The organism is Micromonospora sp. NPDC005171, assembly GCF_040608575.1.
Lineage (GTDB): Bacteria > Actinomycetota > Actinomycetes > Mycobacteriales > Micromonosporaceae > Micromonospora.
Map to the genome: position 1 here is coordinate 113,910 of NZ_JBEXIM010000004.1, position 24,421 is coordinate 138,330.

Below are 24,421 nucleotides of genomic sequence, written 5' to 3' on the forward strand. Positions count from 1 at the left end.
TCGGTGTGACGGCGCATGGTGTCGTCCGCCGCGTCGCGTGGCGACCTGTCGTACTCCTCGGGCAGGATGCACTGCATGCGCGCCGACCGTGATGCCCGACCGACCCGAGTCGCCCGATGACCGACGCCGACCTCGACAGCCCTGGCGAGGCGGTCGGGCGGGTGCTGGGCACCGCCGACGCCACCCCGTTGCAGTTCTGGACGGCCGTGGCGCCCGGCAGCTACCTGCAGCTCGACGACGTGGTGGTCACTCGACGGGAGCTGCCGGACCGGGAGCCGGTGACGATCGCCGGGGTGGTCACCCAGGTCCGCGCGCGGCACGAGGGCGCCCAGTTCGACTCCGACGTGTTCGCCATCGCCGACGGCACGCTTCCCGCGCAGGTGCAGGAGGCGGCCGAGGTCACCACCACCCGGGTCGATCCCGAGCTGTACGTGCCGCCGACCCCGGGCGCTGTGGTGCACCGGGCCGAGGGTGACGCCCGGGCTCGCGCGCTGCACTTCGACCGGATGGAGCGACGCATCCCGATGGGGATGGGTCGCGACGGCGTCCCGGTCTATCTCAACGCCGACTTCCTCGACGGCAGCCGGGGCGCGCACGTCTCCATCTCCGGCATCTCCGGGGTGGCCACCAAGACCAGCTTCGCCACCTTCCTGCTCTACTCGGTGTTCCGCTCGGGAGTGCTGGGCGGCGACGCGGTCAACGCCAAGGCGCTGATCTTCAACGTCAAGGGTGAGGATCTGCTCTTCCTGGACCACCCCAACACCCGCCTCGACGAGCCCACCCGCGCGGCGTACGCGAAGCTGGGGCTGAGCGCCGGCGCCTTCCCCGACGTGCGGGTCTACGCCCCGCCCCGGGTCGGCGACGCGGCCGGCACGCCGGATGTGAGCAGCCGGCTCACCGGCGTCGACAGCTTCTACTGGACGCTGAGCGAGTTCTGCACCGACCGCCTGCTGCCGTACGTCTTCGCCGACGCCGACGACGAGCGCCAGCAGTACACGATGGTGGTCCACTCGGTGGCCGCGCACCTGGCCCGCTACGCCCAGCCCGCCGACGGCGGGGTGAGCATCGACGGGGTCCGGCTCGGCTCGTACGGCGATCTGGTCGACCACATCGTCGATCAGCTCAACGACGACGAGACCCGCTCCGACTGGGCGGGCAGCGCGGTGGGGCTGGGCACCGTCAACGCGTTCGCCCGGCGGTTGATCGGCAGCAAGAAGGACCTGGCCCGGCTGATCCGTGGTGATCTCGCCACCCGTCGCCCCCACTCGATCAACACGAGCGAGTCGGCGCAGGTCACTGTGGTTGACCTGCACAACCTGCCCGACCGCGCGCAGCGGTTCGTGGTGGGTGTGACGCTCAAGAGCGAGTTCGAGCGCAAGGAGAAGTCCGGCACCGCCAAGCCGCTGCTCTTCGTCGTCCTCGACGAGCTGAACAAGTACGCCCCACGGGAGGGCTCCTCGCCGATCAAGGAGGTCCTGCTGGACATCGCCGAGCGGGGCCGCTCGCTCGGGGTGATCCTGATCGGCGCGCAGCAGACGGCGAGCGAGGTGGAACGGCGGATCGTCACCAATTCGGCGATCCGGGTGGTCGGCCGGCTCGACCCGGCCGAGGCGTCCCGCCCGGAATACGGCTTCCTGCCGCCCGCGCAGCGCCAGCGGGCGTTGTTGGCCAAGCCGGGCACCATGTTCGTCAACCAGCCGGACATCCCGGTGCCGCTCTGCCTGGAGTTCCCGTTCCCGGCGTGGGCCACCCGGGTCTCCGAGGCGGGCCGGGCACCATCGGAGACGCTGCGCTCGATCACCCAGTCCGCCGACCCGTTCGCAGTGGTGGGCTCCGGCGGCGGCAGCACCGACGACGACATCCCGTTCTAGCTAGGGGCCAGCACAGCCATGAAGATCCTGCACACCTCCGACTGGCACGTGGGAAAGGTGCTCAAGGGGCAGTCCCGGGCCGACGAGCACAAGGCCGTGCTGGCCGGGGTGATCGAGATCGCCCGTGCCGAGCAGCCGGATCTGGTGATCGTCGCCGGTGACCTCTACGACACCGCCGCGCCCAGTTCGGAGGCGACCCGCCTGGTCACCCGGGCGTTGACGGCGCTGCGGCGCACCGGCGCGGACGTGGTGGCGATCGGCGGCAACCACGACAACGGCCCCGCGCTGGACGCGCTGCGCCCGTGGGCCGACGCCGCTGGCATCACCCTGCGTGGCGGGGTGCGGGAAAATCCTGACGAGCACGTCATCGACGGCACCACCGCCGGTGGCGAGCGGTGGCGGTTGGCCGCGTTGCCGTTCCTGTCCCAGCGGTACGCGGTGCGCGCGTTGGAGATGTACGAGCTGACCGCCGCGGAGACCAACCAGACGTACGCCGACCACCTGGGCCGGGTGCTGGGGCGACTGACCGAGGGTTTCACCGAACCGGACCGGGTGCACCTGGTCACCGCGCATCTGACGGTGACCGGCGCGGCCACCGGTGGCGGCGAGCGCGACGCGCACACGGTGTTGGGCTACGCCGTTCCGGCCACCGTCTTCCCGGCCACCGCGCACTACGTGGCGCTGGGTCACCTGCACCGGGCGCAGCGGGTCGCGGGCCCCTGCCCGGTGCGCTACAGCGGCAGTCCCCTCGCTGTCGACTTCGGTGAGCAGGAGAACATCCCCTCGGTGACGATTGTCGAGGTGACGGCCAGCACCGCCGCCCGGGTGCGGGAGGTGCCGGTGACGGCGGCGAGTGCGCTGCGGACGGTGCGGGGCACCCTGGCCCAGCTCGCCGAGATCGAGGCACCGGACGCGTGGCTGCGGGTGTACGTGCGGGAGCAACCCCGTGCCGGCCTGCGCGAGGAGGTCCAGGAGCTGCTCCCCCGTGCCCTGGAGATCCGGATCGACCCGGAGCTGTTGGCCGCGCCGGGCAGTGGCGCGCGCATCGCCCAGCGGTCGGGGCGTTCGCCCCGGGAGTTGTTCGCCGACTACCTGGACAGCCGGGGCCACGCCGACGAGGGTGTCCGGGAGCTCTTCGACGAGCTTTTCGAGGAGGTCGAGCACTGATGCGTCCGATGCGGTTGGACATGGCCGGGTTCACCGTCTTCCGGGACGAGACCACTGTCGACTTCACCGACGCCGACTTCTTCGCGCTGATCGGCCCGACCGGTTCGGGTAAGTCCACTGTGCTGGACGCGATCTGCTTCGCCCTCTACGGCATGGTGCCCCGCTGGGGTGGTGCCCGTGGGCTGGCGAACGCGCTCGCGCCGTCGGCGACCGAGGCGCGGGTGCGGTTGGTCTTCGAGTCCGGCGGTGCCCGGTACGTGGCGACCCGGGTGGTCCGCCGGGACGGCCGGGGCAACGTGAAGACCGCGAACGCCGGTTTGCAACTGATGCCGGCCGGCTTCGACGTGACCAAACTGGACACCGGTCTGAGCCCGGACGACCTCGGCGAGGTGGTGGCCGGCACCCCCGCCGAGATGGAGCAGGCGGTGCTGGAGGCGGTTGGGCTGCCGTACGAGCAGTTCACCAGTTGTGTGGTGCTGCCACAGGGGCAGTTCGCCGACTTCCTGCACGCCAAGCCGGCCACGCGGCAGCAGATCCTGGTCAACCTGCTGGGCCTCGGCGTCTATGAGGACGTGCAGAAGAAGGCGACGGCGCGCGCCGCGCAGGCGGAGGCCCGGCTGGAGGCGGTCGACCAGGTGCTCGCCGGGTTGACCGGCGTGGACGACGAGGCGTTGGCCGAGGCCGACGCCCGGGTTGACCGGATGGTCGAGCTGGCGGCCGCGGTGGCCGAGGCGGTGCCGGAGCTGACGGCGGCCCGGGTCACCGCACGGGAGGCCGCGGCGGCGCTGACCGCCCTGGACGGCGAGCTGACAGTGCTGACCGGGGTGCGCGCCCCGGGTGGGGTGACCGCTGTCGCTCGCGCGGTCGCCGCGGCGCGGGCCGACGCCGAGGCGGCGGCGACCGGGGTGTCGCTGGCCGAGGAGCGGGAGGAGAAGCTGCGCGGCGAGTTGGCCGGCGCCGGTGACGAGAGCGCGCTGCGACTGCTGCTGCGGGCGTACGACGACCGGGACCGGCTGTCCGGCGAGGCCGACACGGCCCGCGCGACGGTGCGCGCGGCGGACGAGGAGCACGCGGCGGCGGTGGCGGCCCTGGCCGACGCCCGCGCGGTCGCCGAGCGGGCCGACGCCGAACTGGAGGCGGCCTTCCGGGCGCACGAGGAGGCGAAGGCCACCGACCTGGCGGTGAGCCTGCGGGTGCACCTGCACGCCGGCGCGGCGTGCCCGGTGTGTGAGCAGCCGGTGGCCGAGGTGCCGGCGGTGCCAACCGATTCGGCGGTGGCGGCCGCGACGGCGGCGGGCAAGGCCGCGCGGGCCGCTTCCAAGGCCGCGCAGGCGACAGTGCAGCAGCGGGACACGGCGGCGCGGGAGCTGGAGCGGCAGCTGGTGCAGGCGCGGGCCCGGCAGGAGCAGGTGGAGGCCCGGCTGGCCGAGCTGGACGGGCAGCTCTCCGGCGCTGCCGAGCCGGCAGTGCTGCGGCGGGAGTTGGCCGAGCACGCCCGGTTGCGGCGCGCGCTGGAGGAGGCGGCGACCGCGGTCCGGGCCGGCCGCGAGACCGCTCGGCAGGCCCGGGCCGGGGTGGACGCCGCCGAGGATCGGTTGCGGGCGGCGTGGCGGGCCTTCGACACCGCTCGTGACGGGTTGGCCCGGTTCGGCCCGCCGGCGACCGACCGGGAGGACGTGGCGGCCGCGTGGGCGGCGCTGACCGACTGGGCGACGACCGAGGCGGACCGCCGCCGCGCTGACCGGGCCGTTCGGGCCGCCGCCGTGGCGGAGGCCGAGTCGGTGGCCGACGGCGTGCAGCGGGCCATCGCGGGCATCTTCGCCGCCGCCGACGTGCCGGTCGGGGACGACCCGGTGCACGCGGCGACGGTGGCTGTGGAGCGGGCCGACGCCGAGCGGCGGCGGTTGCACGAGCGCCGCGAGCAGGCCGGGACGTTGCGCGAGCAGCGGGCGGGCCACGAGCGGGAGGCGCAGGTGGCGCGCGCGCTCGCCGGGCACCTGCGGGCCAACAACTTCGAGCGGTGGTTGCTGGCCGAGGCGTTGGACCTGCTGGTCGACGGCGCGTCAGGGATCCTGCGGGAGCTCTCCTCCGGGCAGTACGAGCTGGTGCACGACAAGGGCGAGTTCGTGGTGGTCGACCACCACGACGCGGGGCTGCGTCGGGGCGTGCGCACCCTCTCCGGCGGTGAGACGTTCCAGGCGTCGCTGGCGTTGGCGTTGGCGCTCTCCGAGCAGTTGGCCGGAATGTCCACCACGGCGGCGAGCCTGGAGTCGATCGTCCTGGACGAGGGTTTCGGCACGCTCGACGCCGCCACCCTGGACACGGTGGCGGCGACCCTGGAAAACCTGGCGGCCCGGGGCGATCGGATGGTCGGGGTGGTCACCCACGTGCCGGCGTTGGCCGAGCGGATCCCGGTCCGCTTCGAGGTGCGCAAGGATGCCCGGTCCGCGCGCGTGGAGCGGACCGGCCGGTGAGTGACGCCGCGTTCTTCGTGGATTCGTGGGATCCGGCGTACGGGGCGTCGTTCGAGGCGTCCGCCGCCGGGCCGGCCGCGCCGAGCAGCGCCCAGGTCGACGCGGACGTGGAGTTGCCCGCCGTGGACTGGCGGGCCATCGGGGTACGCCCCGGGGTGCGGGCACCCGACGTGGTGTTGCTTGTCGACGGGGTTCGCCGCATCGACGCGAGCATCTGGACGGCCGAGACCGACGGTGGGTCGTTCCCCGGGTTGGCCGCCTCGTACGCGGCCGGGGTGGTCCGGTGCGACCTGGGCCGGGGTGCGGCGCAGTTGGCGGGCACGCGGGTGGGCCGGGGCCTGTTCACCGCGAGCCCGTCGGCGCAGGATGTGGTGGCGGGCGCGATCCGTTACCCGGTGCACCGGGTGGGTGGCACCGGTGAGCTGGCGAAGCTCCCGGCCGCCGTGCAGGGTCCGCTGACCGCGTTGGAGGTGGCGGTCTCCGACGCCGCCCGGGTCGACGGTGACCTGTTGGTGGTGGACGGCCCGTTGCGGAGTCGTCGGCAGTTGCCACGCACCCTGGGCTACATCAAGACGCAGCACAGCCAGTATCTCGATGCCCGGTTGACCGCTGTGGTGACCGGTCTGGCGTCGGGTGAGCGGTCCCCGGTGTTCCGGCTCGGCACCGCCTGGGGTGGTTGGTCGTGGTATTTGCGGCTGCCGGTGGCGGTCGGCGCCCCGTGGGCGGGCATCGTCCGGGTGGAGTGCTCCGCCGACCTGCCCGTCGAGGCGGCGATCGAGCTGGCCGACCTGTCGTTGGTCACCCTGCCGCGCTTCGCCTCCACCCCGTACAAGGACCCTCGCGCCCCGCAGAACCTGATCCCGATCGCCGGCCTGGAGCGCCGGCTGCGGGCCCTGCTCGGCGATTCCCGGCTGCTGCACCGCGCGTTGACCGCAGCGGCCCGCGCCGCCCGGTGAACGCGGATACTGGTTCCGGTGGGGCGTAAACGGGCTGGTGACCGGGTGGTCGAGCAGGTGGACACCGGGCTGGCGGAGCTCGTCCCGGATCCGGACCGGGCCGGCTCGTGGACGTTGCTGCTGGACGGGGCGCCGCAGTCGCACGTCGACCTGACCGACCCCACCCACCTGGAGTTCGAGTACGTGCGGCGGCTGGCCGCCGCAGTGGATCTGATCGCACCGGCCGGGGAGCCGCTGCGGGTGCTGCATCTGGGTGGCGGCGCCCTGACCCTGCCCCGGTACGTCTCCGCCACCCGGCCCGGGTCCACCCAGCGGGTGTCCGAGGTGGACGGTGCGCTGGTGGAGTTGGTCCGTCGGGCGTTGCCGTGGCCGTCCGACGCCCGGTTGCGGGTCCGGGTGGAGGACGCCCGGGCGGTGCTGACGTCCACCAGGGATGCCAGCTACGACGTGGTGGTCGCCGACGTGTTCGCCGGTGCGCGTACCCCGGCACACCTCACCTCGGTGGAGTACGCGGCCGAGGTGGCGCGGGTGCTCCGGCCGGCCGGCTGGTACCTGGCGAATCTGGCTGACGGCCCGCCGCTGCGGCACGCCCGGGGGCAGGTCGCCACTGTCCGTTCGGTGCTGCCGCAGGCCTGTCTGGTCGGGGACGCGGCGGTGTTGCGCGGGCGCCGGTACGGCAATCTGGTGCTGGTCGCCGGGCGGTCCACACCGCCGGTGCCGGAGCTGACCAGACGCGCTGCCGGCGACTGGTTCCCCGGCCGGGTGGTGGCCGGTGACGAGTTGGACCGCTTCGCCGGTGGTGCGCCTGTCGTGCGGGATGCCGACGCGACCGGCTCCGATCCGCCACCGCCGGGGCTGTTCTCGGTACGCCGCTGACCGTCCAATCACCGGCGGCGCGGAAATTTCTTCCCCGTTTGTTGATCCGCTGGGGTCGGCGCTGCGTACCACCGGGCGGCCCGCCTCGTGGGCCGGCGTTGGTCACGGACATCCCGGAGGTCTGCATGCACGCGGTGGCGGCCGGTTGGCATGGCGACGCGGTCCGCGCTGACTGGTTGTCGGCGCGACCCTCGTCACGGTCGACCTCGTCTGCCCGGGGGGTCGACGCGCGAGCGACGTCTCGCCAGAATGGTCCGGTGACGCCGCGACCGGCGCCCGGACGCCATCAGGCGACGTCAACCGAGGCGAGCCACTCCGACCAGTTGATCCGTCAGCTCTATGCCGAGCACGCCGGCCCGTTGCTGATGTTCGTCATGCGCCTCACCGGGGGGGACCGGCAGCGCGCGGAGGACATCGTCCAGGAGACGCTGCTGCGGGCCTGGCGCAACGCGCACCGGCTGGGCACGCAGGGGCAGGGCTCGTTGCGGCCGTGGTTGGTCACTGTGGCCCGCCGCATCGCCATTGACGAGCACCGCAGCCAGGAGGCCCGGCCGCCGGAGACGTACGACCGGGACCTCACCGCGTTCGCCGAGGCGGACAGCACCGACCGGGTGCTGCGCACCATGACGGTGGCGGACGCCCTGCGTACGCTCAGTCAGTCGCACCGGGAAATCCTGATCTCGACGTACTTTCGGGGGCGGACGGTGCCGGAGGCCGCCGAGGAGTTGGGTCTACCCCTCGGCACCGCCAAGTCGAGGGTCTACTACGCGCTGCGCGCGCTGCGCACGGCTCTGCAGGAGCGGGGGGTGACAGAATGAGCCGGCCGGACCACATGGACGTCGCGGCGTACGCGCTCGGTGTGCTCGACGAGCAGGACACTGAGCGGTTCGAGGAGCATCTCGCCACCTGCTGGGCCTGCGCGGCCGAGTTGGAGACGATGGTGCCGGTGGTGGGGCTGCTCTCCGACATCGACGGCGAGACGATGATGGCGTTGGAGCAGACGGCGACCGACCCGGCCCTGCTGGACCGGACGCTCGGCGCGGTCCGGGCTGACCGGCGGCGTACCCGGTTTCGTCAGATGCTCGCGACGGCCGCCGCGGTGGTGGTCTTCGGCGGTCTGACCGGGTACGGGTTCGTCAGCGTGGTCGGCAACGAGCAGCCGCCGGGGGTGCTGGCCGAGTCGACGCCGAGCGCACCCAACGATCCGCCGACGAACGGGCCGACGGCCGCGCCGAGCGGCCCGGGTGTGGGCGGCACCGAGGAGGAGGGCGACCAGGTCGAGGCGACCGACCCGACCACAGGTGTGCAGACCACCATGTTCCTGGTGACCAAGGACTACGGCACCCGGATCAATTTCATTCTGCGGAAGCTGCCCGGCCCGCGCATCTGCCGACTGGTGGTGGTGCGCAAGAACGCCAGCACCGAAGTCATCTCGACATGGTCGGTGCCGGAGAGTGGCTATGGCACCAACAACCGACCGCAGGGTCTCGAACTGAGTGCCACGACGTCGGCTCTGCCTGCCGACATCAAGCAGCTCCAGGTGCAGTCGGTGGATGCCAACGGCGTGGCGAGTCCGCTGGTCACCGTACCCATGTAAGCGCGTCTGCCGCATCGGCGCCGGTCATTGTCACAATGACCGGCGCCGATCTGTCGTTTCGGCTGGCCTCCCTCGCGGGGGCGTACGTATGGCGGCGGAAAACGGTTCAATCGGTTTACGTGAAATTGACCACTGTTACTACTTCAACCTTGACAGCCTGCCCGCCGTACCTATGGGTGAACTGTCAAGAATGAGGAGGGCACGTGGCACAGATGAAGCGGACCGTCATCGTCGCGAGCGCGATGGTCGCACTAACGGCCTGCGCTCCCGCGGGTTACGACGGGGCGAACTCGAGCGCGGCCGAGCCGGTCGCCGTCGCCGCGGCCGAGCCCACCGCGACGGTTGAACCTGAGGTCTCGGCATCCGCTGAGGCGCCGGCCGCCGACGCCCCGCCCGCGGACGTCGACCTGACCGAGAAGTTGGTCGGTAAGAGTGTCGCCCGGATGGGCAAGGTGGTCACCGACCAGGACGGCTGGATCCTGTACCGCTTCGACAAGGACACCGCCGACCCGCCGTCGTCGAACTGTGTCGACAAGTGCGCCGAGGTGTGGCCTCCGGCACTGACCGACGGCAACCCGGAGCTCACCGGCGTCTCCGACGACAAGGTCGGCAGCGTGACCCGGCAGGACGGCACCCGTCAGCTCACCGTCGGTGGCTGGCCGGTCTACCGCTACATCGGCGACAAGAAGCCCGGCCAGTGGAAGGGCCAGGCTGTCGGTGGCACCTGGTTCGTGGTCCAGCCGGACGGCAAGAAGAACCTGAGCTGCCTGCCCAAGGGCACCCCGAAGGCTGTCGCACCGCCGACGGACAGCGGCTCGAACGACGCTGCGGGCTCGGGCTACTCGTACTGAGCCTGATCGCACACGAGGGCACGGTGGTCGGTCGTCGCCGGGGAGGGCGCGACCGGCCACCGTCGTGTCCGGGGTAAGTTCAGGCCCGCTCCCACGGGCTCGGCACCGGGAAGTACGTCTCCAAGAACGGGATGAGCAGCGCCAACTGCGCGTCGAGGTCATCCTCGACGGAGAACGCGTCGTTCAGACAGAACACCTGCCGATCCCGACGGGCGAGCAGGTGCGCCAACCGGGCAGGTGTGTCCGGGTGGGACAACTCGGCGATGGTGTACCGCAGGTTCCCCGGTGCCGCGCGACCAGTGTGGAACGCGTAGTAGTGGTGCAGCGACGAGGCGACCGACAGGTCGTCCATGCTGCGGAACTGACTCGCCGCGGTCCGCAGGTACTGCTGCGGGAACGTCTGCTCGATCTCCTGGAGCACGCTTCGCCGCAGCGCGTGCGGCATGTGTTTCATCTTCTGGGTCAGCACCGTGCCGAACCGCTCCGCGATCAACGCCCGGTTGTTCTTTCCGGCCGCCGACGACGGGATGTCCCCGGCGGTGGGTGGGCCCGGCGGCACCAGCGCCGGCGAGGGGAAGAACCGGGAGATGCCGTTGGCCAGGAAGAAGTCCTGGGGCAGCACCTCGGTGCCGAGGAAGACGTCGTCGTTGAAGTACAGGAAGTGCTCGGAGAGCCCGTCGATGTGGTGCAGTTGACTCTCGATGGCGTGCGAGTTGTACGTCGGCAGCACTGTCGGGTCGGTGAAGATTTCCCGATGGCTGACCACCCGCAGCCCGGTGGCGGACGGGTCCAGCCAGGTCGGCACCTGGTCGTCGGTCACCACGTAGACGTGGCGCACCCAGGGCGCGAACATGTGCAGCGACCGGAGGGAGTAGCGCAGCTCGTCGCGGCTGAGGAAGCGGGCCGCGCTCGCCGCCTCCGCGTGGTATGGCACCCCGGCCACCTCGGCCCGGCGGCGTAGCCAGGCCGGGTCGGTACCGTCGACCCAGGTGTAAACCACGTCGACCGGGAACGGCACGTCGTCGGGGCGCGGCGCGGCGAACTCCGCACGGGTCCAGGCGGTCGCGGGGGCGGCAGCGGGCGCCAGGCCGGTGAACCGCGACTCCGGTACGAGGACCAGCGGCGCCGCCACCGTCACCTGTTCGGCGACGGCGTTGGGCCGGGGCGCGACGAGCGTGTCACCCTCCCGGGTCCAGAACTCGACGTCGCACCCGTACGCCTGGCCCAGCACCAGCCGCCGCTGGGGGTCCGTCCAGTACCAGGTCAGCCGCAACACCGGGGCGTCGGCCAGCCGGTCCCAGGTCTTCGGTTCGAAGCCGGCGGCCGGCTGCCCGGTGCCGTCCGGCACGCAGACGTAGCCGGGGATCCGACCGCAGGCGGCGGCGAGTGCGGTGTACGCCGACGCGCGGTGCTCGGCGTCGACGGCGACCACCGACGAGCGGTGGGTTTCGCCGCGTACCCGGAAGTGGGGTACGCCGGCCTCGTCGAGCGCCGCCGTCACCGTGGTGAGGTTGTCCAGCCGCGCCATCAGAGGGGTGACCGTCGCCCCGATCCGGGCCACCCGAGGTCCCCGGTCGGCGGTGACGACCACCCGGTCCGCCCCGGCCAGCAACTCGGGCTGGCGGCGGGCCAGCCGCTCGCCCCGGCGCTCGGAGAGGTTGCCGTCGCGCGCGGCCCGGGCGACCCACTGCTTCAGCTGGTGCCGGGCCCGGGGGCTCACCTTCGTCGCGATGGCACGCCGGGTCTGCGGGCTGAGCACCCGGCGGTACACCTCCACGAACCCGGTGGGTTCGGCCAGCGCCCGGGGTGGCTCCCCGTGCGGGGGCGTCGGGCCGGTCACTGCTGCGGGCCCGGCAGCGCCGCGACGGCGGCGGCCACCCGTTGGGAGTTGTTGCGGTCCTGTACGGCGAAGAAGTCGGCCGCCCGACGCGAGTACTTCTCCTCGCGGACACACCCGTTCTCCAGGTAGCGGACGATCGCGGTCACCGTCTCCTCCGCTGTCGCACAGACCGGGCCGAACCCGTGCTCATCGTGTTCGAAGTAGCCCTTGCGGTAGCCCCCGATGGAGAAGTACTCCTCCTTGTCGAAGTGGGCGTAGATCAACGGAGTGCCGAGGTAGGCGACGTCGAAGGCCGTTGACGAATAGTCGGTGATGAAGAGGTCACACTGCCGCAAGGCGTCCTGCACGCTGCGCTGCGTCTGGTCCACTACCGAGAACGAGGGGTCCGCCGGCACCATCGCCGTCGACACGTTCCGCATCTCGTAGTGCGGAAGGAACTCCAGTGTGTACCCGTGGCGCCGCAGGCTGAGCTTCAACTCCTCGCTACCGAACAGCTCGCTCAGGAACCGGGCGTACCCGGACGTGTCGAACGGGAACCTGGGGCGCAGCGCAGGGTTGTACGACGGACTGACCAGGTAGCTGCGCCAGGTGGGCATCAGCAGAATCCGCCGGCCACCCCGGTCCGGGACCAGTGCGTCAAAACGCGGGAAACCCAACCGCTGGGCCGCATCGCCGTAGTCGAACTGCTTCGACACGTACTCGGCCTCCTGACCGGCCGCAGCGACGAACAGGTCGACCCCGGTCTTGGCCCGGTGCAACCCGCCGCTGACGTCCTTGTCCGTGACGCCGTGCTGCAGGAAGACGCGGGCCGGGGCGATCCGCCAGTTGAGGTGCTTGAGATACGCCCCCCGCTCCCAGCTGGACGGAAGCATGTAGGAGTCGATGTCGTAGGAGTTGATCAATTTGGTGGCGTGCAGCATGAGGAACTTGTGCCGGAACGAGTCGTACGTGACGACATTGCCGAGCCCACGCAGCCGCTCCCGGTCCGGGCTGTCGCTGGCTATCACGTAGTAGGCATTCCGCCTGCGTTCGACCTTGCGAAGGTGCCGGAACAGGTGCCAGGAGTTGTCCTGTGCGGTGTCCTTACGCTCCCCGACGAGCCAGATGTCGCGCCCGCGCATCAGCGGCTCGGTGATCAGACGCAGCAGACGCTGCTTCCAGAAGGGTCGGCGGGACACGACGTGTCGAAGGTCCTTGCGCACCAGCATCCGCCGCCACCGGCGTCGGCCTGCGGTGCCACCGGCCCGCTGTACCAGCAGAGTCGCGTTCTCCCGCCCGGCGAAGCCCGGCAGGATCCGGGTGTCCCCGGCGAGCTTCATCCCCGCGTCACGCAGGAAGGCTGCGGAGATCAGACACTGCCGGGAGGCCTGGCCCGTCTCGGTCAGGAAGACGAGCCGCAGCAGGTGGCTGCCGGTGCGCATCTGCGCGACGGGTACCTCGGCCACGAACCCGGACCACTCCCGGCTGTCGTCGGCGGACTTCAGATCGCTGCGCCGCTCGAGCGTGGCGGGCACCGTCAGCTTGCTGCCCCGCAACCGCAGCCCGAGGGGCGTACGGATCGGTCGGTGCATGGGCAGGCCGTTGATCTGCACGTGCCCGGACAGCTTGAGGGCGTCACCGGACTCGGTCAGCCGCGCCTGCTCCAACCGCACCGAGACCGCGCTCACCTTGGTCAACGGAAGCAGAGCCGGGGTGACCGGGTAGTCGAGGTGCAGCTCGCCACCGCAGGCGACGACGCCCTGCACCCGCTCCCATGGGCGCGCGAACAGGTCGAAGTCATACGTCTTGAAGGCGAGGTAGGCCACCCGGTGCCGGGTGTCAGCGCTCCACCGGGCAATGAAGGCCGGATCAACGTCCTGGTAGATCTGCGTGCACTTCTCGAATATCCGCCACAGCGCAGCGTCGTCGAACAGGGTGTGCGCCCGCATCGCAAAACCCTGGTAGCTGCGCACCAGGAAGCGTTCCAGCACCTCGCGGCGGAAGACGTCCAGCTCGGGCCTGAGACCGGCGAGGGTTTCGCAGAGTTCCAGGTGGTCCCAGTAGTTCTGTTCCCGGAGGAACAGGTTGTCCATGATGGAGGTGCCGGTATCCCGCCGGCGGTACTGGTAGACCACCGTGTCGACCAGCGCGATGCCCTCGGCCTTGAGCAGCATCGGGATGGCCAGGAACGCGTCCTCGAAGTGGACACCCTCGCGGAACCGCAGGCCGTGCCGGCGCAGTTGGGCGAGGTCGTACAGCTTGTGGCACGGGCCGGCGTCGAAGATCAGATCCGGTGCGTCGACGACGGACTCCAGCAGCCTGTCGCCCTTGCCGAACGGCTTCTTCCACAGGAACGCGGTCGGCTTCGGGAAGGTGTCCATGTCGCCGATGGCGATGCTCGCCCGGTGGGTCACGATCGCCTTGAGCAGCACCTCGATGGCGCGTGGCGGCAGCAGGTCGTCGGAGTCGACGAACGCCACGTACGGCGTGTCGGCCAGGTCGAGCGCCAGGTTGCGGGCCGCCCCCGGCCCGCTGTTGGGCTGTTGCAGGGCTGTCACGTTCGGGTGCTCGGCGGCGAACTGCTTGGCCAGCAGGTCGGAGCCGTCGGTGCTGCCGTCGTCGACAAGCATGACGTGGCACTGGCCGAAGACGGTCTGCGCGGCGATCGACGTGAGCGTCTCGGGCAGGTAGTCCACCACGTTGTAGACCGGAACGATGATCGTGACCTGCGGGGCGGGGTCTACCACTCTGGGCTCCAGTGGAGAGGGTGCGGAAACGCGGGGGGAACATCGGCGCGCCGGCCCAGGGCCGGGTTCACTCGTCGCGCCCGAGCAGGACGGCCTTGAAGTCGGTGACCGTGTTGAGCATGTTGTTGGGCATGGTGGGCGCGTCGACCGGGGCGCTCCGACGGGCATCCACCACCGGGCGGTACGAGCGCCGCCACAGCTCCCCGGCGCCCACGTTCCGCCGCTCCGCCACCACGTCGTCCGGCAGCTCGAACGGGGCGGGGAAGGGCAGGTAGCGCGGCAGGAAGTCGGCCAGCATCCGCTCCTGCTCGGCGAACGACCGAGGGTCGGAGTCGGTGTCGTTGAGGCAGAACACGTCGCGGTGCCGGCGGGCCAGCAGCTCGGCCAGCCGGGCGGGGGTCGAGGGGTGACCCAGGTCGGCGTACTCGTACTCGATGTCGCCGGGGACGGCCTGCGCGGTCAGGAACGCCCAGTACTGGTGCAGCGACGACGGGATGGACAGGTCGCCGTGGTGCCGGAACCGGTGCCGCGCGGTGGCGGTCACCTCGTCGGGCAGCATGCCCTCGATCTGCTGCATGATGCTGCGGCGCAGCGCGAACGGAGTGTGCTTCATCTTCTGCGTGATGGTCACGCCGAACTGCCGCTGGATGTGCCGACGGTTGTTCTTTCCGGCGGCTTTCACCGGCGGGTCCTCCGGCTTGGCCTCGCCCAGGCCGAACTGGGCCGGCGAGGGGAAGAACTTCGCGATCCCGTTGGCGTGGAAGAAGTGGTTCGGCAGCAGCGGGCGACCGAGGAACACGTCGTCGTTGAGGTAGAGGAAGTGCTCGGCCAGGCCGTCGATGCGGTGCAGCCGGGACTCGATGGCGTGCGAGTTGTACGACGACCGGCCGCCGAGGTCGGCGAAAAGCTCGGCGTGCGAGATGATTGTGATCATCGGATGGCTCGGGTCGAGCCAGCTCGGCAGTTGGCTGTCGGTGATCAGGAAGATCCGCCGCAGCCAGGGCGCGAAGCTGTGCAGCGACCGCAACGAATACCGCAGCTCGTCGCGGTTGTGGTAGCGCGACGAGTTCGCAGCGACCGCGTGCAGCGGGCCGTCCGGAGCGCCGAGCGCCAGCGACTTCCGCTTCAGCCACTGCGGGTCGGAGCCGTCCACCCAGGTGTAGACGGCGTCGATCGGGAAGCCGACCCGGTCCGGCGCCCGGACGGCCAGGTCGCGGCGGGTGCCGTAGGTGTGGTCGTCGGCCTCGGGCACGAAGTGGCTCATCAGCGCCGCTGCCACCCGGACCGGCTGGGCCCGGGCGGGCGCCTCGTCGACGACCCCGTTGCGCCGGGGAGCGCGGACCATGTCTCCGTGCCGGCTCCAGAACTCGATCTCGCAGGCGAACTGGGCGCCGAGGACCACACCGGCGCGGGCGTCGGTCACCGGAAAGCAGACCTGGATCACCTCGGTCGGGGCGGCGTCCGGTTGGTCCCGACGGGGCTGGACCTGCACCACCCGGACGTCCGCGCCCGACAGTGCGGGCGCCGAGCGGATCAGGCGTTGCACCGCCGGCCGGTGGTCGTCGAGGACCGCGACGGTGCTGCGCAGGTGGTCGTCGTTACGGATGCAGTGATATTCGATGCCGGCGGCGTGCAGCGCGGTGGTGACGGCGGTGAGATTGCGGTGCCACTGCTCCAGCGGGGTCGCCGTGGCGACGACCTCGGCCCGGGTCCGAACGCCACCGTCGGTCACGGCCACCCGGGTGCCGAGGGGATGCACTGTGTCGCCGCCGCGCGGCCGGGAGAGCGTCTGCACCAGGCCGATCCGCCGGTGCGCGGGCAGCAGACCCAGCAGCCGCCGCCGCGCCGACGACGGTAGGAGTCGATAGACCTTCAGAGCGATCATGCGCGGGCCCGTCCGCTCGGAACGGCCGCCTCGTCAACACGCACCCGTCAGCCCTGCGGACGGGTAGCGGGGTGACATCCCACTCGCGATGATTCGACACACACTCGCGCAGCCATCACTGCATGCCCTTCCACAGATCCCCCGTTGGCACTGCGTGGCGATCCGGCGTCGGCCGCGCGCCGCCTGGTGGCGGCTGTCGGCGGACACCGGTCTCCGGGCCGGACCGCGTTCTCCCGCGAGCGGGAAGGTCGCTGGCCGCCGCAGGTGGCCCGGGGCAGTGCGTTTACCTGCAGGCCATCAAACAACCACATGATCGATACCTGGCCCACCGCCAAAAATGGCATAAGGGCGGTATGCGCCTATTCGCCAAAATAATTCTGGCCATTCGGGTGGTCCAACGACACCGGGACGGCCGGTCGAACGTACCCCCGCGAAGCTCCTCAACCCCGGGCGGGACCGGTACGGCGGTCGTCAACCCCAGCGTGACCTGGCAGAGTAGCGGGGTGACCGAGACCGGACCCGCCGCCACCAGGGTGCTGCACCCACCGGTCGGCTACCGGCTGGCCGCGTCGGTCCGCGCTCTCACCTTCAGCCCGTACGACCCGTGCGCCCGGGTGGCCGCCGGCACCTTCTGGTGGGCCACCCGCACCCCGGACGGGCCGGCGACGCTCGCGCTGCGGCCGACCGGCGGCGAGTTGCTCGCAGAGGGGTACGGGCCTGGCGCCGAGCACGTCCTCGCCCGCGCCGACGCAATCGCCGGGCTGCGCGACGACCTCACCGGCTTCACCGAACTGGCCGCGGCGCACCCGCTGGTCGCCCGGCTGGCCCGGGAGCACCGAGGGCTACGGATGCCCGCCACCGGGCAGGTCTTCCCCCGGCTGCTGCGCGCGGTCTTCGAGCAGAAGGTCACCGGCAAGGAGGCCTACCGGGCGTACTCGGCGATGGTGCGGCACTTCCGGGAGCCGGCTCCCGGCCCGCTACAGCCGCTGCTCCTGCCGCCCGAGGCCGCCGCGGTGGCCGCCACGCCGTACTGGGTGTTCCACCCGTTCGGGGTGGAACAGCGCCGGGCCGACACGCTCCGCCGCGCCGCGGCGCTCGCCGACCGCCTGGAACGCAGCACCGACGCCACCGACGCCACCCGCCGGCTGACCGCGATCCCCGGCATCGGGCCGTGGACGGCCGCCGAGGTGGTCCGGATCGCGTACGGCGACCCGGACGCGGTCAGCGTCGGCGACTACCACATCCCGAACACGGTGGCCTGGGCGCTCGCCGGCGAGCCGAGGGGCGACGACGCCCGGATGATGGCCCTGCTGGAGCCGTTCCGAGGTCACCGGGGCCGGGTGTGTCTGCTCCTGGAGGCGGCCGGCATCCGGGCACCGAAGTACGGCCCACGCGCCCCGATCCGATCGTTCGCCAGGTTCTGAGTCTCTCCGACGCCACGTCGGCCGCCTCTCGGTCACCCCTGTTCGCAGCGACGCCTGAGCCCGTCGGCCTCCATCCGCACGTAGCGGCGGAACAGCCCGCCGTACAGCCAACCGATCAGGCCGGCCAGCGGACCGGACTGGTCGATGACCAGCTCGACGCGGGTACGTCCGTCGGACAGCGGCAGCAGCCGGTGCTCCCCCGTGGTCCGCACCCCCGGCGCGTCGGAGACCCAGACGAACTCCCGGCGCTCGGTCAGCTCGGTGACCCGCCACACCGCCGGGCGCAGCTTCGGCTGGGTCAGTCGGGCGGTCGCGCCGACGGCGAGTGGCCCCGGCTCCCCCCGTTCGGCCCGGGTCACCGAGTCCGTCCATTCGGGCCAGCGCGGCACGTCGACCAGCACCGCCCAGACCTGTTCGGCGTCCGCGGCGATCTCGGTACCGGCTACGAACCGCATGGTGTCCCCTCCCCGGCGGCGCCGCTCGGCACCGCGCCGGATGCAGACGAGGCCGCCGGAAGGATTGTGACACCGACGCTCAATCCCGTCCGGCCCTCCTCAGTGGAGGCAGCTCCGGCCGGGCACCCCGTCGTTCCTGGTCACACCTCCCGCGGCCGCCGCGCGGATCACGCGGCCTCGTGCAGGTCGGCCAGGGTGAGCGGGGTACGCCGCCGCAGCAGCTCCTCCAGCTCCGGCACCGAACCGACCTCGCCGAGCACGTTCCGGCCGCCGCCGAACCTCTCCGGGTAACGGCGGGTCAGCCGGAAGCGGTAGCGGCCCCGGATCAGCTCGACGCTCACCCGCCACCGCCCGCAGCAGTCACAGACCCACTCGGACACCTCGCGAAAGTAGCTCTGACCTGGGGTTATTCGATTCGCCCGGTCGGGACGAGCGACGCAATAGGCGGACACGCCGCCCTGGCGTCGGCGGTGATCTGCCTCACGACTGTCGGCACCGTCTGATTGACTGGGCGACGTGGACCTGCCGATCAACCCGCCGGTCGAGCCGATGCTGGCCAAGAGCGTTTCCAAACTGCCCACCACGCCCGGGCTGACCTACGAGCCGAAGTGGGACGGGTTCCGGTGCATCGTGTTCCGCGACGGCGACGAGGTCGAGTTGGCCAGCCGGGGCGGCAAGTCGATGACCCGCTACTTCCCCGAGGTGGTCGAGCAGGCCCGTCGGCAGCTGCCGGAGCGGTGTGCTGTCGACGGTGAATTGATCGTGATTCGGCGCGACGGGCCGAGCGGCCAGCCCCGGCTGGATTTCGAGCTGCTGGCCCAGCGCGTCCACCCGGCCGCGTCCCGGGTGAAGATGCTGGCCGAGACCACCCCGGCCGACTTCGTCGCGTTCGACCTGCTGGCGATCGGTGACGAGGCGCTGCTCGACCAGCCCTACCCGCGCCGCCGGGAGCGGCTGGTCGAGGCGCTGGCCGGGGTGCGCCCGCCGGTGCACGTCACCCAGGTCACCACCGATCCGGACACCGCGCGTCGCTGGTTCGACGTGTTCGAGGGCGCCGGGCTGGACGGTCTGATCGTCAAGCCGGCCGACCTGCCGTACGAGCCGGGCAAGCGACTGATGTTCAAGGTCAAGCACGCCCGCACCGCGGACGCGGTGGTGGCCGGCTTCCGCTGGCACAAGTCCGGCCCGGTGGTGGGCTCGCTGCTGCTCGGCCTCTACGACGACGCCGGGGTCCTGCACCACGTGGGCGTGAGCGCGTCGTTCAGCATGGCCCGTCGCGCCGAGTTGCTCGACGAGTTGGCGCCCTATCGGGACGTCGGCGGCGAGCACCCGTGGGTGCACGGCGACCACGAGCGCGGCCAACGCATCCCGGGCGGGGTCAGCCGGTGGACCGGCACGAAGAACCTGGAGTGGGAGCCGGTGCGCCCGGAGCTGGTGGTCGAGGTGGGCTACGACGCGATGGAGGGCGAACGGTTCCGGCACACCGCCCAGTTCGTTCGGTGGCGCCCGGACCGCGACCCCCGGTCCTGCCGCTACGACCAGCTCGACCGGCCGATCCGCTTCGACGTGGACCAGGTGCTACGTGGCGACCCGACGGCCACCGTGGACCGAGCCGCCACCGGCTCGGCGTAGCCTGGCCGTCGACCCGATCCCGGAGGACCACGTGACCCGCACCGCCGACCAGCCTCGGATGGCGACCAGCCGCCGGGTCCGTCGCACTCTGGCCGCCTTCGGCGTCGCCGCGCTGCTCACCGCCGGCTGCACGCTGCCGGCGTTCGCGCCGCGCACCGAGGTGGAGGGCGCGGCCGCCCCGACCGGCAGCGCGCCGACCTGGCGGCCCTGCCCGGAGGTGGCCGACGAACTGGTCGGGCGGAGCGCACCGAACATGCGCTACGAGTGCACCCGGATCGCGGTGCCCCGTGACTGGGGCACCGGCGGCGGCGCGAGCGCCGGTCCGGGCGCCGGGCAGACCTTCGAGATCGCCCTGCTGCGCGCCCGGTCCACCAAGCAGCGCGACCGGGTGGGCTCGTTGGTGATCAACCCGGGCGGCCCGGGCGGCTCCGGCGTCGACACCGCCGTCTACCTGTCCTTCGGTCCCCAGTTCGGCGGGCTGCCCGCGTCGATCACCGAGCGCTTCGACATCGTCGGCTTCGACCCGCGCGGGGTCTCCCGGTCCAGCCCGGTGAAGTGCATCTCCGACGCCGACCTGGACGCCAGCTTCGGCTTCGACCCCGACCCGGCGAGCCAGTCGTCGTTCGACGGGTTCGTCGGCCTGAGCCAGCGGATCGGGCGCGGCTGCGGCGACCGTTACGGCGACCAGTTGCCGCTGTACGGCACCGAGCAGGCCGCCCGCGACATGGACGCGGTACGCGCCGCCGTGGGCGACGACAAGCTCACCTACCTGGGCTACTCGTACGGCACCCTGCTCGGCGCCACCTACGCCCAGCTCTACCCGCAGCGGGTGCGGGCGCTGGTGCTCGACGGCGCTGTCGACCCGCAGCAGCGGCTGGTCGAGGGCTCGGAGAGCCAGGCCCGCGGCTTCGAACGGGCCTTCACCAACTTCACCCGCTGGTGCGCGGCGAACGCCGGCCGCTGCCCGATCGCCCCGGACGCCCGCGCCGCGGTCACCTCGGCCATCGACAAGGCCAAGGTCTCTCCGGTACGCGGCGCGGACGGGCGGGAGGCCACCGCCGGCTGGGTGTTCTACGCCGTCATCTCCTCGCTCTACACCGAATCCGGCTGGCAGGAGCTGGCCCAGGCGATCGACAAGCTGGCCGAGGGCGACCCGAAGGACGTGTTCCGACTCGCCGACGCGTACGCCGGCCGGGAGGACGACGGGCACTACTCGAACCTGTTCGACGCCAACCTGGCCATCAACTGCGCCGACGAGACGGAGAAGCCGAGCCGGGCGCAGATCCGGCAGTTGCAGTCCGAGTGGCGCGGAAAATATCCACTGTTCGGGCCGGCGTTGGCGGTCGGCATGTTGAGCTGCGTCGAGTGGCCGGGCGGTCGTGACCCGTACCCGACCGGGAAGGCGAACGGCGCGCCGCCGATCCTGGTGGTCGGCACCACCGGCGACCCCGCGACGCCGTACGAGCAGACCCCACGGCTCGCGTCGATGCTGGGTGTCGGTCGGGTGCTCACCTGGGAGGGCGAGGGGCACACCGCCTACCCGCAGACGTCCTGCATCACCGCCGCCGTCGACGCGTACCTGCTCGACCTGACCGTGCCATCGGAGGGGAAGCGCTGCCCGGCCCGCTGACCGGCTGGGTCGGCGGCAGTGGGGGCAGATCGATCCCCTGCCGGGTGGCCAACTCCTCCAGCAGCGCCCGCATCCGGCGCACGTCGGCCTTGAGCTGCTCCTGCTCCTCATGCTCGAAGGCGTCGTCGTCGACGATGAGCCGGCTCGCGAAGTGCGCGGTGATCAGCGGGATGACCAGCAGCACCATGGTCGAGATGAGCAGCGCGGCGAGTGTGCGGCCCGCCCAGGTGGTCGGCGAGATGTCGCCGTACCCGACGGTGGAGGCGGTCACCACCGCCCACCAGACGGCGTCGGCCGGGCTGCGCTGCTCGACCTCCCCATAGATGATCCCGGCCACTACGATCATCAACAGGTACGAGGTGATCAGCGTGCGGGGCGAGTTCGCGAACCACACCAACGCCCGGTACACCCAACGGAACGGCAGTAGCACTAGCTCCATGCCGCCCCATGCTGCCCGTCGCCCGCAACCGGCACAGGCCCATTCGCCGGTTTCGCTGTGCCAGGATCGCCGGCATGACCGACGTGATCTACCGGGAGGCGGTCCGGGCTGACCTGCCCGCCGTCATCGCCCTGCTCGCCGACGACGTCCTGGGCAAGGCACGCGACTTCACCGAGGTCGACGAGGCGTACGAGAGGGCGTTCGCGGCCATCGACGCGGACCCCCGCAACCAGCTGATCGTGGCCGAGCAGGCCGGCGAACTGGTGGGCTGCCTGCAGATCACCTACATCCCGGGCCTGGGTCGGCACGGCAGTGAGCGGTCGCTGATCGAGTCGGTCCGGGTCCGCTCCGACAGGCGCGGCCAGGGGCTGGGCCGGGACCTGATGACCTGGGCGGTCGACCAGGCCCGGCAGCGTGGCTGCGCGCTGGTGCAGCTCACCACGGACAAGACCCGCGAGGACGCGCACCGCTTCTACCTGGGCCTCGGCTTCGTGGCCAGTCACGAAGGCATGAAGCTCGCGCTCTGACCGGGCGGCCCGATCCGATGATCGGTGAGCGCGAGGGCGGTGAGCGGAGCCGATCGCGGTCAGCCGGCTGACGCTGCGTCTCCGGCGGGGTCGCCCCCACGTGGTCAGACGCTGTGGAGCTGATGCCACAAACGAATCACCGCCCGATCCGTTCACGACATCAGCTCCATATCAGGCGCACACTGGCCACCCGGGCGAGCTGACGCGCGGACGAGCGCCGCACAGCAGGGGTCCGGCGAGCGGCACCCCCAGCGTGGCCAGCCGCCCAGCACCGGCCAGCCCGCCCGGCAGAGCCAGCCGCCAGCTGCCCGGCAAACGGCCAGCCTTCCGGGCAGCCGTCAGCCGTCGACCAGGCGACCGTCGCGCAGGACGAGGACCCGGTCGGCGAGGTCGATCAGGGCCGGGTCGTGGGTGGCCACCAGGGCCGTCATGCCACGGGCGTGCACCACCGCGCGCAGCAGGTCCATGATGGACCGGCCGGTCTCCGAGTCGAGCTGGCCGGTGGGCTCGTCGGCGATGAGCAGGTCCGGCTCGTTGGCCAACGCACGGGCCACAGCGACCCGCTGCTGCTGGCCGCCGGACAGCTCGTACGGACGCTGGGCGGCGTGCCCGCCCAGGCCGACCAGTTCCAGTAGCACCGCGACTCGTTCCTCCCGCTCCGCGGCCGGCACCTGCGCCAGCCGCAACGGCACCCCCACGTTCTCGGCGGCGGAGAGGATCGGCACCAGCCCGAAGGTCTGGAACACGAACCCGACAGTGCGCCGGCGCAGCCGCAGCAGCTCCGCCTCCCCCGCCGAGGTCACGTCGTGCCCGGCCACCACCACCTGACCGCTGTCCGGCCGGTCCAGCCCGCCGATCAGGTTCAGCAGCGTGGTCTTGCCAGCCCCGGACCGGCCTCGGATGGCGACCAGCTCGCCCCGGTTGGCGGTGAACGACACGTCCCGCACCGCGTGCACGGCGTGCTCACCCCGGCCGAAGGTCCGGCTGACCCCACTGACCCGGACCACCTCGTCGGGGCGCACCGCGGACGCACCGCCGAACCCGGCCGCGCCGGTCACCGCCATGTCCTGCCGGCTCATGCCCGCGCCCCCCGCTCGTCCGAGGCCCAGTCGCCGGGCCGTACCTGCACATGGTCCGGTTCCAGGTCGAGCCGGACCCGCTCCTTCAGCGAGAGCGCGTCGACGAACGCAGCCGGCAGCTGCATCCGACCGTTGCGGTCCAGCACCGCGTACTCCTCGCTGACCAGCTCGGTGTTGCCCTCCGCGTCGATCCGCGCGGTCCGGCGTACCTCGGAGGCGGTCCGGCCGTCACGGATCGCGACGGTCCGGCGGACCTGCGTGGCCACGGCGTGGTCGTGGGTGACGACCACGATGGTGACGCCCAGTTCCGCGTTGATGGTGCGCAGCGCCGCGAAGACCTCCGCGCCGGTCGCCTCGTCCAGCTCACCGGTCGGCTCGTCGGCGAAGAGCACCTCCGGGTCGTTGGCCACCGCCACCGCCACCGCGACCCGCTGCTGTTCGCCACCGCTGAGCTGCCCGGGCCGCCGGTCGGCGCAGTAGCCCACACCGACCAGGTCGAGCAGTTCCCGGGCCCGCTCCCGGCGGGCCTTGCGGCTGCGTCTGCCGGCCAACTGCATCGGCAGCTCGACGTTCTCCAGCGCGTTGAGGTACGGCAGCAGGTTGCGGCCGGTCTGCTGCCAGACGAACCCGACCAGCTGCCGCCGGTAGCTCAGCCGTCGCTTGGCGGAGAGCGAGAGCAGGTCGTAGTCGGCCACCCGGGCGATGCCGGCGGTCGGGGTGTCCAGGCCGGAGAGGATGTTGAGCAGGGTCGACTTGCCCGAACCGGAGGCACCGACGATCGCCACCAGCTCGCCCCGGTCGATGACCAGGTCGAGCCCCTGCAGGGCGACCACCTCGACCCCCTCGGTCTTGAAGATGCGCACCAGGCCGTCGCAGACGATGTGCCCTCGTAGCCGGTCCTGCCCGCCGGCCCGCTCGGCGGCGCGTTGCGCGGCCCGCTGTTGCAGGGCTGCCAGGTCGGGCACCAGTGGAGTCTGGGCGGTAGCGGTCAT

At 71.8% G+C, this 24,421-nt stretch carries 20 protein-coding genes; 12 read left to right on the plus strand and 8 right to left on the minus strand.

Annotation, left to right across the window (positions count from 1 at the left end; all coding sequences use genetic code 11):
- Positions 1–116: 116 nt before the first annotated feature.
- From ABZU74_RS08840 to ABZU74_RS08875, 8 genes are all read left to right on the plus strand, one after another.
- On the plus strand, positions 117–1,871 hold the full coding sequence (locus ABZU74_RS08840; protein ID WP_355420027.1) for an ATP-binding protein: 1,755 nt from the start codon (positions 117–119) through the stop codon (positions 1,869–1,871).
- 18 nt (positions 1,872–1,889) lie between these two features.
- Positions 1,890–3,038, plus strand: coding sequence for an exonuclease SbcCD subunit D (locus ABZU74_RS08845; RefSeq protein WP_350859440.1), 1,149 nt, complete (start codon positions 1,890–1,892; stop codon positions 3,036–3,038).
- Entirely contained in the window at positions 3,038–5,512 is a 2,475-nt protein-coding gene (locus ABZU74_RS08850; RefSeq protein ID WP_355420029.1) for an SMC family ATPase, read from the plus strand. Before ABZU74_RS08845 ends, ABZU74_RS08850 begins: the two co-directional genes overlap by 1 nt.
- Positions 5,509–6,468 (plus strand): hypothetical protein, encoded by a 960-nt coding sequence (locus tag ABZU74_RS08855; protein ID WP_355420032.1) that lies wholly within the window; start codon positions 5,509–5,511, stop codon positions 6,466–6,468. Before ABZU74_RS08850 ends, ABZU74_RS08855 begins: the two co-directional genes overlap by 4 nt.
- A gap of 18 nt (positions 6,469–6,486) precedes the next feature.
- A complete protein-coding gene (locus tag ABZU74_RS08860; RefSeq protein WP_355420035.1) occupies positions 6,487–7,344 on the plus strand; it encodes a fused MFS/spermidine synthase in 858 nt (285 codons plus the stop codon).
- A gap of 125 nt (positions 7,345–7,469) precedes the next feature.
- Complete coding sequence (locus ABZU74_RS08865; RefSeq protein ID WP_030336181.1) at positions 7,470–8,162, plus strand: sigma-70 family RNA polymerase sigma factor; 693 nt, start codon at positions 7,470–7,472, stop codon at positions 8,160–8,162.
- Positions 8,159–8,941, plus strand: a complete 783-nt coding sequence (locus ABZU74_RS08870; protein ID WP_355420038.1) for a zf-HC2 domain-containing protein — start codon at positions 8,159–8,161, stop codon at positions 8,939–8,941. Before ABZU74_RS08865 ends, ABZU74_RS08870 begins: the two co-directional genes overlap by 4 nt.
- 212 nt (positions 8,942–9,153) lie before the next feature.
- Positions 9,154–9,792, plus strand: coding sequence for a hypothetical protein (locus ABZU74_RS08875; RefSeq protein ID WP_355420508.1), 639 nt, complete (start codon positions 9,154–9,156; stop codon positions 9,790–9,792).
- 79 nt (positions 9,793–9,871) lie between these two features.
- Here the strand turns inward: ABZU74_RS08875 and ABZU74_RS08880 are convergent, their stop codons facing one another.
- From ABZU74_RS08880 to ABZU74_RS08890, 3 genes are all read right to left on the minus strand, one after another.
- The gene (locus tag ABZU74_RS08880; protein WP_355420040.1) at positions 9,872–11,632 is read right to left on the minus strand and encodes a stealth family protein; all 1,761 of its coding nucleotides are present in this window, start codon (positions 11,630–11,632) and stop codon (positions 9,872–9,874) included.
- Positions 11,629–14,358 carry a CDP-glycerol glycerophosphotransferase family protein gene (locus ABZU74_RS08885; RefSeq protein WP_355420043.1) on the minus strand — a complete coding sequence of 910 codons (2,730 nt, stop codon included), beginning with the start codon at positions 14,356–14,358 and terminating at the stop codon, positions 11,629–11,631. The genes ABZU74_RS08880 and ABZU74_RS08885 overlap by 4 nt, the downstream gene beginning before the upstream one ends.
- Before the next feature lie 67 nt (positions 14,359–14,425).
- On the minus strand, positions 14,426–16,243 hold the full coding sequence (locus tag ABZU74_RS08890) for a stealth family protein (RefSeq protein WP_355420046.1): 1,818 nt from the start codon (positions 16,241–16,243) through the stop codon (positions 14,426–14,428).
- A 503-nt stretch (positions 16,244–16,746) separates the two neighbouring features.
- On the opposite strand from ABZU74_RS08890, the gene ABZU74_RS08895 reads away from it, so the two are divergent.
- Positions 16,747–17,667: a DNA-3-methyladenine glycosylase 2 family protein gene (locus tag ABZU74_RS08895; protein WP_355420049.1), complete on the plus strand. Its 921-nt coding sequence runs from the start codon at positions 16,747–16,749 to the stop codon at positions 17,665–17,667.
- Between the two features lie 32 nt (positions 17,668–17,699).
- On the opposite strand, the gene ABZU74_RS08900 is transcribed toward ABZU74_RS08895, so the two are convergent.
- Both ABZU74_RS08900 and ABZU74_RS08905 read right to left on the minus strand, forming a co-directional pair.
- Positions 17,700–18,122: an SRPBCC family protein gene (locus ABZU74_RS08900; RefSeq protein ID WP_355420052.1), complete on the minus strand. Its 423-nt coding sequence runs from the start codon at positions 18,120–18,122 to the stop codon at positions 17,700–17,702.
- 167 nt (positions 18,123–18,289) lie between these two features.
- Positions 18,290–18,502 (minus strand): hypothetical protein, encoded by a 213-nt coding sequence (locus ABZU74_RS08905; RefSeq protein ID WP_030336201.1) that lies wholly within the window; start codon positions 18,500–18,502, stop codon positions 18,290–18,292.
- Between the two features lie 136 nt (positions 18,503–18,638).
- On the opposite strand from ABZU74_RS08905, the gene ABZU74_RS08910 reads away from it, so the two are divergent.
- Together ABZU74_RS08910 and ABZU74_RS08915 are read left to right on the plus strand one after the other, a co-directional pair.
- The gene (locus ABZU74_RS08910; RefSeq protein ID WP_355420055.1) at positions 18,639–19,754 is read left to right on the plus strand and encodes an ATP-dependent DNA ligase; all 1,116 of its coding nucleotides are present in this window, start codon (positions 18,639–18,641) and stop codon (positions 19,752–19,754) included.
- 58 nt (positions 19,755–19,812) lie between these two features.
- Positions 19,813–21,384 carry an alpha/beta hydrolase gene (locus ABZU74_RS08915; protein ID WP_355420510.1) on the plus strand — a complete coding sequence of 524 codons (1,572 nt, stop codon included), beginning with the start codon at positions 19,813–19,815 and terminating at the stop codon, positions 21,382–21,384.
- Here the strand turns inward: ABZU74_RS08915 and ABZU74_RS08920 are convergent.
- Positions 21,311–21,823 (minus strand): ion channel, encoded by a 513-nt coding sequence (locus ABZU74_RS08920; protein WP_355420058.1) that lies wholly within the window; start codon positions 21,821–21,823, stop codon positions 21,311–21,313. The genes ABZU74_RS08915 and ABZU74_RS08920 overlap by 74 nt on opposite strands.
- 74 nt (positions 21,824–21,897) lie before the next feature.
- Here ABZU74_RS08920 and ABZU74_RS08925 point away from each other — a divergent pair, with 74 nt between their 5' ends.
- The gene (locus tag ABZU74_RS08925; protein ID WP_355420061.1) at positions 21,898–22,350 is read left to right on the plus strand and encodes a GNAT family N-acetyltransferase; all 453 of its coding nucleotides are present in this window, start codon (positions 21,898–21,900) and stop codon (positions 22,348–22,350) included.
- Positions 22,351–22,688: 338 nt separating this feature from the next.
- On the opposite strand, the gene ABZU74_RS08930 is transcribed toward ABZU74_RS08925, so the two are convergent.
- Together ABZU74_RS08930 and ABZU74_RS08935 are read right to left on the minus strand one after the other, a co-directional pair.
- On the minus strand, positions 22,689–23,414 hold the full coding sequence (locus ABZU74_RS08930; RefSeq protein ID WP_355420513.1) for an ABC transporter ATP-binding protein: 726 nt from the start codon (positions 23,412–23,414) through the stop codon (positions 22,689–22,691).
- 11 nt (positions 23,415–23,425) lie between these two features.
- Positions 23,426–24,421, minus strand: a complete 996-nt coding sequence (locus ABZU74_RS08935; RefSeq protein ID WP_355420064.1) for an ABC transporter ATP-binding protein — start codon at positions 24,419–24,421, stop codon at positions 23,426–23,428.